The sequence below is a fragment of the Streptomyces sp. LARHCF249 genome (assembly GCF_052871255.1).
In genome coordinates this window covers 35,000-50,371 of record NZ_JBIXJQ010000017.1, presented here as the reverse complement: position 1 = coordinate 50,371, position 15,372 = coordinate 35,000, and the positions used below count along the sequence as shown (strand labels likewise).

Here is a 15,372-nt window from a genome sequence, read left to right as displayed (position 1 = left end):
GGGTGGTGAGGTCTGTTTCAGGCGGTCCGGCCGCGGCGGGCGAGCAGTCGTACCGCTCCGTCGCCGATCAGCTGGATGGCGGTGACGATCACGATCAGGACCACGACGGTGGCGAGCATGAACTCGCCTTCGAAGCGCTGGTACCCGTGGGTGATCGCGAGGCTGCCGAGGCCCTCGCCGCCGACGGCGCCGGCGAGTGCCGAGTAGCCGATGAGGGCGATGACGGTGGTGGTGAGGCCGGAGAGCAGGGAGGGCAGGGCCTGCGGCAGCAGCACCTTCCACACGATGGTGGGGATGCCGCCGCCCATGGCCTGGGCGGCTTCGACGAGCCCGTGGTCGACCTCGCGGACGGCCGTCTCGACCAGGCGGGCGAAGAAGGGGATGGCGCCGATGGAGAGCGGCACGATCATCGCCGTGGGGCCGATGTACGTGGGGATGCCGGTGAGCATCCCGATCACCCATGTGGTGACCGGGATGAGCCAGATGAGCAGGATGATGAACGGCATCGAGCGGCCGATGTTCACCACGACACCGAGAACCTTGTTGAAGGGACGGTTCTGCAGCAGTCCGCCCTTGTCGGTGAGGACCAGCAGCACGCCCAGCGGCAGGCCGCCGAGCGCGGTGACCACGGTGGACCACAGCACCATGTACAGGGTGTCGTAGGTGCCCTGGGTGAGCAGGGGCTGCATCTCGGACCAGGTCACTTCGCACCATCCTTGACCAGCGCGGCCAGTTCGTCGTCGATCGCGTCGGCCTCGTCGACGACGTCGACCTGGAGGCCCTGTTCGCGCAGGAAGCCCACGGGTACGACGTTGTCCTCGAAGCGGCCGGGCAGCTCGATGCGCATGCGGCCGATCTGGCGCCCGGCGACGGTGTCCATCGCGGCGCCGAGGATCGAGATGTCGATGTTGTACGTGCGCGAGAGCTGCGAGATGACCGGCTGGGCGGCGGTTTCACCGTGGAAGGTGACGTCGACGACCGTGCGGTCGGGGCCGGTGGCGGCGCCGGTGACCGGGAAGAGTTCGCCCGCGAGCTCGGAGCCCGGGGTGGCGAGCAGTTGGGCGACGGTGCCGGACTCGACGATCCTGCCGCGCTTCATCAGGGCGGCCGAGTCGCAGACGGACTTGACGACGTCCATCTCGTGCGTGATGAGCAGCACGGTGAGGCCGAGCTGCTGGTTGAGGTCGCGCAGCAGCTGGAGGATGGAGCGGGTGGTCTCGGGGTCCAGGGCGCTGGTGGCTTCGTCGGACAGCAGCACCTTGGGGTCGCCGGCCAGGGCGCGGGCGATGCCGACGCGCTGCTTCTGACCGCCGGAGAGCTGGCCGGGGTAGGCCTTGGCCTTGTCGGCGAGGCCGACCAGGTCGAGGAGTTCCAGGGCCTTGCGGGAGCGCTCGCGGCCGGAGGCGCCGAGGATCTCCAGGGGCAGCTCGATGTTGCCCTGGACGGTGCGCGAGGACAGCAGGTTGAAGTGCTGGAAGACCATGCCGATGCGGCTGCGGGCCTCGCGCAGCTCCTTGCCGGCGCGGCGGCCGCGGCCGGCGAGGGCGGTGAGGTCGACGCCGTCGACGCTCACGGTGCCGGTGGTGGGGCGCTCGAGCAGGTTCACGCAGCGGATCAGGGAGGATTTGCCGGCGCCGCTCTGGCCGATGACTCCGTAGACCTCGCCCTCGCGGACGTGGAGGTCCACGCCGTCCAGGGCGGTGACCTCGCGGCCACGGGACTGGTAGACCTTCGTGAGGCCCGATGTGGTGATCACAGGATTTCCGTCGCTGTCGAGTGCACGGCGCAGCGGAGTGCCGGGCACGGGGCATACATCTGGGGACGCGATACGGGTCGAACCGTCATGAGGGGATGGCGTCGACGCGTGCGCGGGGCAGGAGCGGTCCGGGGACGCACGGACGGGCTCGGCCGGTCTCGCTTCGGGGCGCGAGGCGTGCGGAAGGGGCCCTCAGAAGGCGCGCATTCGACACATACAACGAGCACCGGGCGTCATCGTCGCCTCGGTCGCAAGGGTGCGGCTGCTCGTCGTGGTCATGGGCCCCAGTAAAGCAGACATGTCGCTTCACCGATCAACGATGTCCGGATAGCGGACGGAAAGCGGCCGCATACCGGACACGACCGGTCGACGTCAGCCACCCGTCCCGAGCGTCGGACCCCCGCCGCCGACCTGCACCGACACGGGCGAAAGCTCCCTGCCGACCAGGTCCGCGCCGCGGGCCGCGGCGGTGTGCGCTGTGGTCAAGGCCACGGTCCGGATGCCGGCGCGCGGGCCCGGGCCCGGCGGAGGCGAGCGTGCCGCCGTTGTCGAACGGGCCCCCGCGCAGGGGTGCGCGCATCGGGTCTTTCGGCCCGTAATACCCTCGCTGCATGCTCGACGCCCTGACGGTCGCCATCGGTGTGGCCGCACTCGCCCTCGCCGCCTGGTGCGGCCACGCCGCATGGCGGGACCAGCCGACCAAGGACTGGCACTTCACCGGCATGGCCGTGGTGACGGTACTGGTCCTGGCCCAGCTGGTGATCGGCCTGGTCATGCTGGCCCGGGGCGAGAAGCCCGACGAGGGCACGGTGATCTTCGTGGCGTACCTGCTGGGCGCCTTCGCGGCGGTACCGGCCGCCGGCATGCTCTCGCTGACCGAGCGGACCAAGTGGGGTTCGGTGACGGTGGCCGCGGGCGCGGTCGTCCTCGCCGTCCTCGAAGTACGGCTCCACGACATCTGGGGAACCACCGGTGCCTGACACGACGACCGCCGCACCGGCCGGGCGCACACGGCTCGTCTCCGGGCCGGGGCTGCTGCTGGTGTGGCTGTACGGGGTGATGGTGGTCGGCGCGGTGTCGCGTTCGGCCTACCAGATCTCCACCGAGTTCGGCCGGGCGCCGCTGGCGTACTCGCTCTCCGCCGCGGCGGCCCTGGCCTACGCGTTCATCACGTACTCGCTGGTGCGCGGCGGGGAGACGGCCCGCAAGGCGGCGCTGGTCTGCTGCGCCGCCGAGCTGGCCGGCGTACTGGCCGTCGGCACGTGGACCCTGGTGCGGCCCGACTCCTTCCCCGACGCGACCGTGTGGTCGCAGTTCGGGATGGGCTACCTGTTCATCCCGGTGATCCTGCCGATCACCGGGATGCTCTGGCTGCGCAGGAAGCGCTAGCGTCAGGCGCTGACCGCGAAGTCGGTGGCGTCCTTGGCTTCCTTCTCCAGGATCACCAGCTGCACGCCGTCCGAGGCCGTGCGGCCGCCGACCTTCGTGTAGCCCGCCTTGCGGTAGAGCCGCAGGTTGGACTCGCTCTTGTGCCCGGTGTGCAGACGGAAGCGCGTGGTGGCGCCGTGGCCGGCGAGGGCCTCCTCGACCGCGCGCAGCAGACGTGCGCCGAGACCGTGACCCTGCAGCCGCGGGTGGACGCACAGCTTGGCGATCTTCCCCGTGCCGTCCTCGTCGACGCTGCCGCGCACGGTGCCGACGACCTCGTCGCCGAGCCGGGCCACCAGGACGGTGTCCGTCGCCAGCTCTGCCTTGAGGGAGTCCAGGGACTGGGTGAGCGGCTGGATGAGGTAGTTGCCGTACAGCTCGGCCTCGCGCTGGAAGGCCAGGTACTGCAGTTTGAAGATCTGCTCAGCGTCCTCGGCAGCCGCCGCCGAAATGGTCACGCTCATGCCCATGTGCGCATGCCTCCCGCTCACCTGGTAGCCCGTTGGTCTACCGCTCCTTTCCCCGCAGGCCAGGAGCCGCAACCTCTGCAGCCAGCATTCTGCGCAGACATCCCAGGCAACGGGAACGGACGGGCCCCAAACTTCCTTGTGAGATACCCAACTCTCCTGCGATTTCACGGTAAGTGAGGTCTCTGGGCGAAAGAAGTGCCTTCATGAGCTCCGGGCAGCGGCCGGGCAATCGGGCGACCGCCGATCGGAGGGCCCGGTTCTCCTCGCCGTTGAGGAGGACGTCCTCCGGTACGCCGCCCGCGTCCGCGGGGGCCGCGCCGACCGCTCGGTGGCGACGGCGGCCGTCCACGGGGTGATGGCGGTGGTCGTAGGGGATCTCGCGGCGCGCCCGCCGCCGAGCGAGCCGGGCCTCGGCGCGCACCGCCCGGCGCAGCCAGCGGGCGCGGCCGGTGGGATCGGGGTCGCGGGGGCCGCTCTCCAGCAGCCTGACCCAGACGGCTTGTTCCAGGTCGGCCGCCTCGACTCCGGTACCCGTGGCTTCCGCGGCCGCCTCGGCGGAGAGCAACGGGCCGAGCTTCTCGAAGAGGTCAGCCTTCAGCAGGTCCATGCCGGGCGGGACGAGCGGTGCGCGCCCGGCGGTTTCCCCGCCGGGCGCGTCCCACTCGTACGGGAAGCTCCGCTCAGCGGTTGACGGGGCGTCGGCCCGGGCGGAAGGCCTCCGCCGCGAGGAGCCCGGTGTCCGGGTTGTCCGTGAAGATGCCGTCGATGCCCTGTTCGAAGTACGTCCGGAAGGCGGCGAAGGCGTCTCCGTACGCGGCCGGGTCCGTGCCCTTGCGGAAGTCGGCCGGCAGGAAGCTGTTCTCGTTGCGCGCGGTGTAGGGGTGCAGCAGCAGCCCCTGGGCGTGGGCGTCCTTGACCAGGGTGGTCGGGGCGCCGAGTTTGCCGGCCGCGTCGCGCGGGAGGATCAGGTCCATGGTCGGGCCGATGCCCTGGGCGAAGCCGGCGATCCACTTCAGGCCCTCGGGCTTGACCAGGTCCGCAACCGTGCGCGGGTCCTTGGCCAGTTCGAAGTCCCAGGGGCGGGTGCCCGCCGCGGAGAGCAGGACGACGCGGGGCGCCGAGACCAGCCGGGAGAGCCGCTGGATGCTGGAGGGCTCGAAGGACTGGAGGAAGACGGCCGAATCGTGCCGGTCGCGTCCGTAGCGGCGCAGCAGCTTGGCGAGGGGCTCCTCCAGGCCGAGGCCGAGCGACCGGAAGTAGCTGGGGTGCTTGGTCTCCACGTGGAGCCAGACCTGCTTGTCGCGCCGGCGGCCCTCCCGGTTGGCCCAGCGCAGGACCTCCTCGAAGGTGGGCACCGCCCACTGGCCGTCGTAGAGGGTGTTCCGCTGCCGGACGGCGGGGATACGTTCCTTCGCGCGCAGGGTCTTCAGCTCGGCGAGGGTGAAGTCCTCGGTGAACCAGCCGGTGACGGAGACCCCGTCGATGGACTTGGTGGTACGGCGTCCCGCGAACCCGGGATGGTCGGCGACGTCCGTGGTACCGCCGATCTCGTTCTCGTGGCGGCACACCAGGTGACCGTCCTTGGTCGGGACGAGGTCCTGCTCGATGACGTCGGCGCCCAGGTCGAGGGCGAGCTGGTAGGAGCCGAGCGTGTGCTCGGGCCGGTAGCCGCTGGCTCCGCGGTGGCCGATCACCGTCGGGTACGGGAGGTCCCGGAACCCGCCCTCGCCGTGTCCGCCGCCCGTGGCGGAGGCGGAGGCGGATCCCGCCGCGAGGCCGGCGATGCCGGTGCCCGCCGCCAGAACCGCCGCGCCGAGGACCGTCCGCCGTGCTGCCCCACCCTGTGTCATGCGTGCCACTTCCCCTCGCGAAAAACGCCCGAATCGGCGTGCCGATCGTAGGCTGGAAGGGGTTTCCGGGAAGGGTGTCACGTCGGAACACGGCGGAAACGTGCGTCAACACTGCGTATCCGTCTCGTGAACCCGATGTGCGATCAGACCTGACCCACGAGTATCGTCCTCACCTGCACTACCGCCGTGTGGTGGGTGCGAGAACCGCTTTTCGATGCCGGAGGGCCCACGTTGTTCCGTACGCGCCTCATCAAAGCCACTGTCGGACCGGTCATGCGCCTGATGTTCCGCACCCGTGTGGAGGGCATCGAGAACATCCCGGGCACCGGACCGGTGATTTTGGCGGGCAACCACCTCACGTTCATCGACTCCATGATCCTCCCGCTGGTCTGCGACCGCACGGTCCACTTCATCGGCAAGGACGAGTACGTGACGGGCAAGGGCCTCAAGGGCCGCGCGATGGCCTGGTTCTTCACCGGCTCCGGCATGATCCCCGTCGACCGTGACGGGGCGAACGGCGGGGTCGCGGCCCTGATGACCGGCCGCCGGATCCTCGAAGAGGGCAAGATCTTCGGCATCTACCCGGAGGGCACCCGCTCCCCCGACGGCCGGCTCTACCGCGGCCGCACCGGCATCGCCCGGCTGACCCTCATGACGGGCGCCCCCGTGGTCCCGTTCGCGATGATCGGCACCGACAAGCTGCAGCCCGGCGGCGCCGGGATGCCGCGCCCGGGCCGGGTCACCGTGCGCTTCGGCGAGCCGATGGAGTTCTCCCGCTACGAGGGCATGGACCGCGACCGGTACGTGCTGCGCGCGGTCACCGACTCGGTGATGGCCGAGGTCATGCGGCTGTCGGGCCAGGAGTACGTGGACATGTACGCCACGAAGGCGAAGGCGGCCTGACCCTACTGCCGCTGGAGTGAGCGGCTGATGCCCGCCGCCGTGGTGGTGGCGAGGATCCAGCCGGTCACGATCAGCAGGTACGACAGCCACTGGTACCAGCCGCTCGGCGCGTAGGCGGACTCCTGCCCGAAGCTGATGATCGGCACCATCAGGTCGAGCGTGTAGAACACCGCGTTGAAGTCCGGGGCCTCGCCCGCCTTCAGCGGCCGCGGCGGCTCCGTGCCGTATGCGATCGATCCGGTGAGCAGCAGCGCGAGCAGCCAGCCGACCGCCCGCAGCGGCCGGAAGCCGTAGCCGACCGTGACGTCCTGGAGCTTCCCCCACAGCCGGGCGTGCCGGGGCAGGGTGCGGCGGTGGCGGCGAAGCTTGGCGAGCTGTACGGTCCGGGCGGCGGCCTCGTCGCCCGCCGTACGGTAGGCCGCGGCGAGCTGTTCGTAGGCGTACGGGACGTAGCCCGACTCCTCGCGTTCCAGGGCGGGCAGCCGCTGCTCGGCGGGCAGGTGCGGGGCGAGGGTGCGGTAGGTCAGGCCGTCGATGCGGATCTGGTCCGGCCAGGTCTCCGGCGGCATGTGCAGCCGGTCGAACTGGGAGCGCCGCAGGTTCACCCCGCCCTGGATCGTCGCGCAGGACCTCAGCCACACCTCGCCGATCACGCAGCTGGACGCCCGCAGGGCGACTCCGCCGGGGTTGGCGAGGCGGGCATAGGCCAGGTTGAGCTGCCCCGGTATGCGGGAGCCGGTGAGGTTGACCCGGCCGGTCAGCTCGGCGCGCATGGCCCGCAGGTCGGTGCCGACGGTGAGGGTCTCGGCGTGCAGGGCGGTGGAGCCGGGGGCGAGCAGGCGGGCGTCGTCGAGGTTGATCTGACCGCCGACGGTGGCGCCGTTGATGCGGGTCTGGCCGTGGACGGTGAGCCCGAAGGCGATCACGTCGGTGCCGATGTCGGCGTGGTTGACCTGGAGCGGCGCCTCCTCGCTCGCCGCCTCCCCCTCCGCGGGGCCGGGGCTCCCGATGACCGCCTTCTGCAGGAAGAGGCCGCCGGATATCCGGGCGCCGGAGAGCCGCACCGGTCCGGTGATCCGGCAGCAGGGCATGCGCAGCACGACGTCGATGGTGACGGAGGTGGCGGTGAGGCCGGGCAGGGCGGAGTCGCTCAGTACGAGGGCCCGCAGCTGGGCCCCGTAGACGAGGGGCTTGCGCTCGAACCAGCAGCCGCGCAGCCGGATCGCGTGTTCGACCACGGCGTACTTGAGGTTGAGCTTGCCGGTGATCCGGGCGCCTCGGACGTTGAGGCCGGCGACCTGGCCTCGGGCACTGGACCCGTTCAGCAGCAGGTCGGTGAGCACCTCGGCCCGTACGGTCCGCTCAGAGCCCCAGGCGTGGCCGTCGGAGGCGTCCTCCTCGGGTTCCGACCGGAAGTCGACCCGCTCGCCACGCGGGAAGGCGTCCCAGATGCGGCGCTCGGCCGGGGTCAGGTCGTTGATCTCCATCGCCGGGATGGTGTCCCGCGCTTCGACGGAATGTCAACTCCGCATGGAAGAGCCCTTCCTGGCGGGACGTCAGTGCTCGATGCCGTCGTGGAGCCGCTGGCCCTTCAGCAGGAACCAGGCGGCCGCGGCGGTGGCCAGGAGGACGGCCGCGCCCACGCCGGAGGCGAGCCGCAGCCCGTCCGCGAAGGCCTCCTGAGCCGCTCCCACCAGCTGTCCGGCGGTGTGCGGGTCCAGTGCCCTGGCCGCTTCGACGGCCCCGCCGAGGGATTCGTGCGCGGCGTCGGCGACGGGTCCGGCGACCGTGGCGGGGGCGGTGAAGCCCTGGTAGACGCCCGTGACGATGGAGCCGAGCAGGGCGATGCCGAGGGCGGCGCCGAGTTCGTACGCCGTCTCGGAGACGGCCGAGGCCGAACCGGCCTGCTCCTTGGGCACGCTGGAGAGGATCACGTCGGCGGTGACGGTGAAGGAGAATCCGGCGCCGAGGCCGACGACGAGCAGGGCCGCGCCGAGCAGCGGGTAGCCGGTCTCCTTGTGGATCACGGTGAGCACGGCGAGGGCCAGGCCGATGGCGGCGAGGCCGCCGGCGACGACGGAGCGCACCGAGTACCGGCGGGCGTAGCGGCCCGCGACCAGACCGGTGGCCACCGCGCCGATGGCGGCGGGCAGTTCGGCCAGGCCCGCCTCCAGCGGGTCGCGGCCCTGGACGAGCTGGAGGAACTGGGAGAGGAAGAAGACCAGTCCGGAGAGCCCGAAGACGGTGAGCAGGTCGGCGAGGACCGCGCCGGAGAAGCCGCGGTGCTTGAAGAGCCGCATGTCGAGCAGCGGGGACGGCAGGCTGAACTGGCGGCGCACGAAGGCGTACAGGCCGGCTGCGCCGATGAGGGCGGCGGCCCAGACCCCCGGGGTCATGCCGTGGGTGGCGACTTCCTTGACGGCGTACACGACGCCGATGACACCGACGAGGGACAGGCCGACGCTGAACAGGTCCCAGGGGCCCGCGACCGGGTTCTTGGACTCGGGCAGCAGCTTGGTGCCGACGATGACCAGGACGATCATCACGGGGAGGTTGATGAGGAAGACCGAGCCCCAGTAGAAGTGCTGGAGCAGGGCTCCGCCGACGACCGGGCCGACGGCGGCGCCGGCCGAGGCGGTGGCGCCCCATATGCCGATGGCGAGGCTGCGTTCCCTGGGGTCGTGGAAGATGTTGCGGATCAGGGCGAGAGTGGACGGCATCAGGGTCGCGCCGGCCACGCCGAGCAGGGCCCGGGCGACGATCATCATCTCGGGGCTGGTCGCGTAGGCGTTGAGGACGGAGACGGCGCCGAAGGCGGCGGCGCCGACCAGCAGGAGCTTCTTGCGGCCGATGCGGTCGCCGAGGGAGCCCATGGAGACGAGCAGTCCGGCGATGACGAAGGAGTAGATGTCGCCGATCCACAGCAGCTGGGTGCCGGACGGCTTGAGGTCCTCGCTGAGCGAGGGCGTGGCCAGACCGAGTACGGTCGCGTCCACCGCGACCAGCAGCACGGCCAGGACGAGTACGGAGAGCGCGAGCCAGCGCCCGGGGCTCTTGGCCTCCGTCCCCTTCGTCAGGCTCAGCTGCTCGGTTCCGGTCATTGCTCCACGCTCCGTCGTGCGCCACCGAGCAGCAGCTCGATGATCATGTACTGAAAGTCCTTGGCGGCGACCCGGCCGTCCATGACGGCCCAGGCGCAGGTGCCGATGAGGCCGTAGAGGGCCTCGGTGAGCCAGGCGGTGCTCAGGTCGATCCGGATGTCGCCCTCGGCCTGGCCGCGCCGGAAGAGCGCGCCGACGCGGGCGTCGAGGCGGGCCCACCCCTCGTTGACCTGGTCGCCCTCGAACAGCTGGTTCTCGGTCACGAGGAAGGCCAGCAGCTGGGCGTTGGGCTCGGTCTCGGCGACGAGCCGCTTCAGGGCGTCCACCGCCGTGCCCTCGTCGAGGCGGGCGTTGTCGAAGGCCACCTCGAACTCCCTGATGCCGAGTTCCTCGAGGGCCCGTACGAGGGCGTCGCGCCCGGCGAAGTGCCGGTGGAGGGTCGCGCGGCCGATGCCTGCGGCGCGGGCGACCTCATCCATCGTGGCGGTTGATTTGCGGGAGAGCAGGGCCGCCGCAGCGCGGAGCACCTGGTCACGATCCATGGCCATGAGACAAGCATACCCCGAATGAGACGCCTACGTCTCATTCGTACGGAAAACGAGCTGCCACCCGGGCGGCCTGAAAGGAATCCTGCGGACATGAAGCCACTGCTGCTGATCAACGTCGACGGACCCCTGAACCCGTACGCCGCGAAGGCCCGGCGCCGCCCCGAGGGCTACACCACCCACCGGATGCGCCCGACGGGCTGGACCGGCGCCGAGAGCGCGCGGCCCCTGCGGGTCTGGCTGAACCACGCTCACGGCGCGGAGCTGCTCGCGCTGGCGGACGCGTACGAGCTCGTCTGGGCCACGACCTGGAAGGACGAGGCGAACGACTGGATAGGCCCGCACCTCGGCCTGCCCAGACTCCCCTTCATCGACTGGCCGGTGATGCACGGCCGGGCGCCGCGCGGAACGTTCTGGAAGACCCAGTACGTCCTCGAGTACGCGGGCGCCCGGCCGTTCGCGTGGATCGACGACGACATCACGGCCATGGACCACGAGTACGTCGACCAGCGCCACCCGGCGCGGGCGCTGCTCCTGCGGATCGACGAGCGGATCGGGCTGACCCGGCCCGACTTCGACGCGCTGCGCGACTGGGCGGCGTAGGGCCGGCCGGGATCAGGTGAGGGCCGAGGCCAGCAGCCGGGCGGTCTCGGCGACGAGGGCGTTGTCCCGGGGGCCGGCCGGCGAGCCCGGCTTGGTCGTCAGGACCGCCATCACGATCGGGGCGCCGTCCGGCGGCCACACCACGCCCACGTCGTTGGCCACCCCGTACTCGTGCCCGCCACCGGTTTTGTCCGCCAGGATCCAGTCCGCGGGGAGGCCGGCCCTGAACCGCTCGGTGTTCGTCGTGTTGGCGATCAGCCAGCCGGTCAGCATCCTGCGGTCCCCGGGCGGCAGCGCGTCGCCGAGGAGCAGGCGCGCGTAGGTCCTCCCGATGGCCCGGGGGCTGGTGGTGTCGGTCACCCGCCCGGGTTCCGCAGAGTTCAGTTCGGGTTCCCAGCGGTCCAGCCGGGTGGTCCGGTCGCCGAGCGAGCGGCTGAAGCGGGTGATCGCCGCGGGGCCGCCCAGTTCCTCGAGGAGCAGGTTGGCCGCGGCGTTGTCGCTCAGGCTGACGGAGGCCGAGCACAGGGCCTCGACCGTCATGCCGTTGGCCACGTTCTCGGGCTTGCCGGTCTCCGGGCCGTACCCCGACTTCGTGACGTACTCCTGGGTGTACCGGATGCACTGGGCGAGGAACTCGCCGTCCTCGTCGAGGTCCCGCAGCACGGCCGCCGCGGCGAGCCCCTTGAAGACCGAGCACATCGGGAACCGCTCGTCCGCGCGGTACGCCACCGTCCGGCCCGTGGCCGTGTGGCGGGCGAACACTCCCAGCCGGGCGGAGTGCTCCCGCTCCAGCTCCCGCAGCCGCCGGGTCACCGCGGCCGCCGGCTCCGCGGCGTGGGCCCGGCCCCCGGCGGCCGCGGCCAGGCCGGTGAACAGGACGGTCCCCGTACCGAGTGCCAGTAACGCGCGCCGGGACGGGCCGGCTCCTGAGGTGTCCACCATCGTCTCCTCGTCTCCCAAGATCAGGTCACCGTCCAACACGCTCCTCGGTGCCGGACGGTTCCCTTCGGGCGGCGCGGAGCCGTTACTGCTTGTGCGCGGCCCAGGCGTGCTGGATGACCAGGTCCGCCTTCAGCTCGGTCAGCTGGACGGCCACCGCGGAAGGGGCCGTGCCGCCGCGGCCGTTGCGGGAGGCCAGGGCGCCGGGCACGTTGAGGACGGTGCGGACCTCGGGCGTCAGGTGCTGCGAGATCTTCGCGAACTGCTCGTCCGTGAGCTCGTCCAGCTCGATGCCGAGCGCCTCGCACTCCTTGACGCACTCGCCGGCCACCTCGTGCGCGACGCGGAACGGCACACCCTGCTTGACCAGCCACTCCGCGATGTCGGTGGCGAGCGAGAAGCCGGCCGGAGCCAGTTCCTCCATCCGCTCCCGGTTGACGGTGAGGGTGGCCATCATGCCGGTGAAGGCCGGCAGCAGGACCTCGAGGGTGTCGCAGGAGTCGAAGACCGGCTCCTTGTCCTCCTGGAGGTCCCGGTTGTAGGCCAGGGGCAGCGCCTTGAGGGTGGCGAGCAGACCCGTCAGGTTGCCGATGAGGCGGCCGGACTTTCCGCGCGCCAGCTCCGCGATGTCCGGGTTCTTCTTCTGCGGCATGATCGACGACCCGGTGGAGAAGGCGTCGTGCAGGGTCACGAAGGAGAACTCCTTCGTGTTCCAGATGATGATCTCCTCCGCGATCCGGGACAGGTTGATCCCGATCATCGCGGTGACGAAGGCGAACTCGGCGACGAAGTCGCGCGAGGCCGTGCCGTCGATGGAGTTGCCGACCGAGCCCCGCTCGAAGCCCAGGTCGGCGGCGACCGCCTCCGGGTCCAGGCCGAGCGAGGAGCCGGCGAGGGCGCCCGAGCCGTACGGGGAGACCGCTGTCCGGGTGTCCCACTGGCGCAGCCGCTCCGCGTCCCGGGACAGGGACTGCACGTGGGCCAGTACGTGGTGGGCGAAGAGCACCGGCTGGGCGTGCTGGAGGTGGGTCCGGCCGGGCATCGCCACGTCCGCGTGCGTCTCGGCGAGGCCGACCAGCGCGTCCTGGAGGTCGGCGATGAGGCCGCCGATGATCCGGGCGTGGTCGCGCAGGTACATCCTGAACAGCGTGGCCACCTGGTCGTTGCGGGACCGGCCGGCCCGCAGTTTGCCGCCGAGGTCGGCGCCGAGCCGCTCCAGCAGGCCGCGCTCCAGCGCGGTGTGCACGTCCTCGTCGGCGACGGTGCCGACGAAGGTGCCCGCGGCCACGTCGGCCTCGAGCCGGTCCAGCCCGGCGATCATGCGCTCGAGCTCGTCGGCCGTGAGCAGGCCCGCCTTGCGCAGCACGCGGGCGTGGGCACGGGAGCCCGCGATGTCGTACGGCGCGAGGCGCCAGTCGAAGTGGACCGACGCGGACAGCTTCGCGAGGGCCTCGGCGGGCCCGTCGGCGAAGCGGCCGCCCCAGAGCCGGACGTCACCGTTGTTGCTGCTCACAGCTACTGCTCCTCAAGACTGCATGGTGTGGGATGTGCAACCGCCCCCCGGTCGCGGAGGTAACGGGGGGCGGTCCGTTCGGCTGCGCGTGCGCCTCAGGCGAGGTCGCGGCGCGCGGCGATCTTCGAGGAGAGGCCGAAGATCTCGATGAAGCCTGCGCGGCCGCCGTGCAGGGTCATCCGGATGTCACCGGTGACGTGCCGCCACGGGCTTCTCCTTGCGGTGCGTTCGGCGTGCGGGGGATTCAACGACAGGCATAACTATGCATTACTCCGTATGTTTCGTCAATGGAGTCTTCGCCGCTCCGCTGACCAGCCCCCCGCGGGCGCGTTCCGGGCCTCCGCCGTCGCCGGGCTGCGCCGGGCGGCCGGCAGTTCGCGGCACGACAACCGGTGCGACGGATAATCAGCCACATGGGAAAACTCTACGAACGCATAGACGGCCGGCTGCGCACCTTCATCGAGGAGCAGCCGGTCTTCTTCACGGCCACCGCGCCGCTCGCCGGTGACGGCCACATCAACCTCTCCCCCAAGGGCCGCGCCGGAACCCTCGTCGTCATCGACGAGCAGACGCTCGCCTACCTCGACTTCGGCGGCAGCGGCGCCGAGACCATCGCCCATGTCCGCGAGAACGGCCGGATCACCCTGATGTGGTGCGCCTTCACCGGACCGCCCAACATCGTGCGCGTGCACGGCGAGGGCGAAGCGGTCTTCCGCGACGACCCCCGCTGGGGCGAGCTGATCGGCCTGTTCGGCGACGCCGACGGGCCCTCCGCACGGGCGGTGATCCTCGTCCACGCCCGGCGGATCGCGGACACCTGCGGGTACGCCGTCCCCTTCATGGAGTACGAGGGCGAGCGCACCCTCCACGCGGAGTACTTCGGCCGCAAGACGGACGAGCAGTTCGCCGAGTACTGCGAGAGCAAGGAATTCATCGAGAAGAGCCTCGACGGCCTGCCTGCGCTGCCTCTGCCCCTTCCGCCCCGTACCGTCTGACATGTGCTGCGTACTGCTCTTGTCACGGGCTCACTGATCGTCACCGCCCTGCTCCCGCAGGGCTTTCCGGGCCACCCCCCGCTGCCCGCCCTGCTCGCCGACACCGGCGGCGGAACCCAGCTGATCACCGCCGTCGCACCCGCTCCCGGCTCCACGACCGGGCGGCTGACCTGGTGGGACCGGCGGGCGGGGCGGTGGTACGAGGCCGGGAGCGCGACCGCCCGCTTCGGGGCAAAGGGCCTCACCGAGGGCGCGACCCGCACCCAGGGCACGAACACCACCCCGACCGGGCTGTACGACCTCCCGTACGCCTTCGGGATCCGGCGGGCGCCGGCCGGAACGGAGTACGACTACCGGCCGGTGTCCGGCGACTCCTGGTGGTGCCAGGACAACGCGTCCGCCGCGTACAACCGCTGGGTGGAGCCGCTGCCCGCGGACTGCGCGCCGGGCGAGGCGGAGCGCCTGGTGACGTACGAGACGCAGTACGCCCATGCGCTGGTCATCGGCTTCAACTACGCCGAGCCCGTGCGCGGCCGGGGCGCCGGGATCTTCCTGCACGTTAACGGCAGGGGCGCGACGGCCGGTTGCGTGTCCGTGCCCGAACGGGCCATGCGGGCGATCCTGCGCTGGGCGGACCCGCGCCGCCGTCCGCACATCGCGATCGGCACGGAGTCCGGGACCCTGGACGTCACGCGCTACTAGGCGCCGGCGCCTAGGTCGTCTCTTTCGGCCTAGCCCTCCTTCTGGGCCAGGCGCAGCAGGTGGTCGGCCAGCGCCTGGCCGCCCGCCGGGTCGCGGCTGATCAGCATCAGGGTGTCGTCGCCCGCGATCGTGCCGAGGATCTCCCGGAGTTCGGCCTGGTCGATCGCGGAGGCGAGGAACTGGGCCGCACCCGGCGGGGTGCGCAGGACCACGAGGTTGGCGGAGGCCTCCGCGGAGATCAGCAGTTCCCCGGAGAGGCGCCGCATGCGCTCCTCCTTCGCCGACTCGCCGAGCGGGGCCTGCGGGGTGCGGTAGCCGCCCTCGCTGGGCACCGCGTAGATCAGCTCGCCGCCGGTGTTGCGGATCTTCACCGCGCCCAGCTCGTCGAGGTCGCGGGAGAGCGTCGCCTGGGTGACGCTCAGTCCGTCGTCGGCGAGCAGCTTGGCCAGCTGGCTCTGTGAGCGGACCGGCTGCCGGTTGAGGATGTCCACGATCCGGCGGTGGCGGGCGGTGCGGGTCTGCGGGACGGCCTGGCCGCCGTGCTCGTTGTCCTGCGCCTGACTCATC

The 15,372-nt window shown here is 71.3% G+C and carries 18 protein-coding genes; 6 read left to right on the top strand and 12 right to left on the bottom strand.

From position 1 onward, the window contains the following. Positions 1-17 precede the first annotated feature (17 nt). Together ACIPUC_RS33735 and ACIPUC_RS33730 are read right to left on the bottom strand one after the other, a co-directional pair. Positions 18-704, bottom strand: a complete 687-nt coding sequence (locus ACIPUC_RS33735) for a methionine ABC transporter permease (RefSeq protein WP_446594192.1) — start codon at positions 702-704, stop codon at positions 18-20. Then, on the bottom strand, positions 701-1,756 hold the full coding sequence (locus tag ACIPUC_RS33730; RefSeq protein ID WP_446594191.1) for a methionine ABC transporter ATP-binding protein: 1,056 nt from the start codon (positions 1,754-1,756) through the stop codon (positions 701-703). The genes ACIPUC_RS33735 and ACIPUC_RS33730 overlap by 4 nt, the downstream gene beginning before the upstream one ends. Before the next feature lie 611 nt (positions 1,757-2,367). Between ACIPUC_RS33730 and ACIPUC_RS33725 the strand changes: the two genes are divergently transcribed. Next, positions 2,368-2,736 (top strand): hypothetical protein, encoded by a 369-nt coding sequence (locus tag ACIPUC_RS33725; RefSeq protein ID WP_446594190.1) that lies wholly within the window; start codon positions 2,368-2,370, stop codon positions 2,734-2,736. Further along, a complete protein-coding gene (locus tag ACIPUC_RS33720) occupies positions 2,729-3,145 on the top strand; it encodes a hypothetical protein (RefSeq protein WP_446594189.1) in 417 nt (138 codons plus the stop codon). The genes ACIPUC_RS33725 and ACIPUC_RS33720 overlap by 8 nt, the downstream gene beginning before the upstream one ends. A 2-nt stretch (positions 3,146-3,147) precedes the next feature. Here the strand turns inward: ACIPUC_RS33720 and ACIPUC_RS33715 are convergent, their stop codons facing one another. The 3 genes from ACIPUC_RS33715 to ACIPUC_RS33705 all read right to left on the bottom strand — a co-directional run bounded on the left by ACIPUC_RS33715 (position 3,148) and on the right by ACIPUC_RS33705 (position 5,504). Next, complete coding sequence (locus ACIPUC_RS33715; protein WP_362595645.1) at positions 3,148-3,654, bottom strand: GNAT family N-acetyltransferase; 507 nt, start codon at positions 3,652-3,654, stop codon at positions 3,148-3,150. Positions 3,655-3,691: 37 nt separating this feature from the next. Then, on the bottom strand, positions 3,692-4,261 hold the full coding sequence (locus ACIPUC_RS33710) for a sigma-70 family RNA polymerase sigma factor (RefSeq protein WP_446594188.1): 570 nt from the start codon (positions 4,259-4,261) through the stop codon (positions 3,692-3,694). 73 nt (positions 4,262-4,334) lie between these two features. Then, positions 4,335-5,504 (bottom strand): glycerophosphodiester phosphodiesterase, encoded by a 1,170-nt coding sequence (locus tag ACIPUC_RS33705; RefSeq protein ID WP_446594187.1) that lies wholly within the window; start codon positions 5,502-5,504, stop codon positions 4,335-4,337. 273 nt (positions 5,505-5,777) lie between these two features. Here ACIPUC_RS33705 and ACIPUC_RS33700 point away from each other — a divergent pair, with 273 nt between their 5' ends. Continuing rightward, the gene (locus ACIPUC_RS33700; RefSeq protein WP_069923714.1) at positions 5,778-6,407 is read left to right on the top strand and encodes a lysophospholipid acyltransferase family protein; all 630 of its coding nucleotides are present in this window, start codon (positions 5,778-5,780) and stop codon (positions 6,405-6,407) included. A gap of 2 nt (positions 6,408-6,409) precedes the next feature. On the opposite strand, the gene ACIPUC_RS33695 is transcribed toward ACIPUC_RS33700, so the two are convergent. The 3 genes from ACIPUC_RS33695 to ACIPUC_RS33685 form a co-directional block, all read right to left on the bottom strand. Beyond that, complete coding sequence (locus ACIPUC_RS33695) at positions 6,410-7,894, bottom strand: membrane-associated oxidoreductase (protein ID WP_446594186.1); 1,485 nt, start codon at positions 7,892-7,894, stop codon at positions 6,410-6,412. Between the two features lie 69 nt (positions 7,895-7,963). After that, the gene (locus ACIPUC_RS33690; RefSeq protein ID WP_446594185.1) at positions 7,964-9,508 is read right to left on the bottom strand and encodes an MFS transporter; all 1,545 of its coding nucleotides are present in this window, start codon (positions 9,506-9,508) and stop codon (positions 7,964-7,966) included. After that, positions 9,505-10,056, bottom strand: a complete 552-nt coding sequence (locus tag ACIPUC_RS33685; protein WP_446594184.1) for a TetR/AcrR family transcriptional regulator — start codon at positions 10,054-10,056, stop codon at positions 9,505-9,507. Before ACIPUC_RS33685 ends, ACIPUC_RS33690 begins: the two co-directional genes overlap by 4 nt. 90 nt (positions 10,057-10,146) lie before the next feature. Between ACIPUC_RS33685 and ACIPUC_RS33680 the strand changes: the two genes are divergently transcribed. Then, complete coding sequence (locus ACIPUC_RS33680; RefSeq protein WP_446594183.1) at positions 10,147-10,656, top strand: HAD domain-containing protein; 510 nt, start codon at positions 10,147-10,149, stop codon at positions 10,654-10,656. 12 nt (positions 10,657-10,668) lie between these two features. Here ACIPUC_RS33680 and bla read toward each other — a convergent pair whose 3' ends face one another. The 3 genes from bla to ACIPUC_RS33665 all read right to left on the bottom strand — a co-directional run bounded on the left by bla (position 10,669) and on the right by ACIPUC_RS33665 (position 13,356). Beyond that, positions 10,669-11,595, bottom strand: coding sequence for a class A beta-lactamase (bla, locus tag ACIPUC_RS33675; RefSeq protein ID WP_446594268.1), 927 nt, complete (start codon positions 11,593-11,595; stop codon positions 10,669-10,671). Between the two features lie 85 nt (positions 11,596-11,680). Next, positions 11,681-13,108 (bottom strand): argininosuccinate lyase, encoded by a 1,428-nt coding sequence (argH, locus tag ACIPUC_RS33670; protein ID WP_446594182.1) that lies wholly within the window; start codon positions 13,106-13,108, stop codon positions 11,681-11,683. Positions 13,109-13,203: 95 nt separating this feature from the next. Beyond that, positions 13,204-13,356: a hypothetical protein gene (locus tag ACIPUC_RS33665; RefSeq protein ID WP_446594270.1), complete on the bottom strand. Its 153-nt coding sequence runs from the start codon at positions 13,354-13,356 to the stop codon at positions 13,204-13,206. A 165-nt stretch (positions 13,357-13,521) separates the two neighbouring features. On the opposite strand from ACIPUC_RS33665, the gene ACIPUC_RS33660 reads away from it, so the two are divergent. Together ACIPUC_RS33660 and ACIPUC_RS33655 are read left to right on the top strand one after the other, a co-directional pair. After that, positions 13,522-14,103, top strand: coding sequence for a pyridoxamine 5'-phosphate oxidase family protein (locus tag ACIPUC_RS33660; protein ID WP_446594181.1), 582 nt, complete (start codon positions 13,522-13,524; stop codon positions 14,101-14,103). Positions 14,104-14,109: 6 nt separating this feature from the next. After that, positions 14,110-14,805, top strand: coding sequence for a L,D-transpeptidase family protein (locus tag ACIPUC_RS33655; protein ID WP_446594267.1), 696 nt, complete (start codon positions 14,110-14,112; stop codon positions 14,803-14,805). Between the two features lie 29 nt (positions 14,806-14,834). On the opposite strand, the gene ACIPUC_RS33650 is transcribed toward ACIPUC_RS33655, so the two are convergent. Further along, positions 14,835-15,371 (bottom strand): arginine repressor, encoded by a 537-nt coding sequence (locus tag ACIPUC_RS33650; protein ID WP_446594180.1) that lies wholly within the window; start codon positions 15,369-15,371, stop codon positions 14,835-14,837. Position 15,372: the final 1 nt, after the last annotated feature.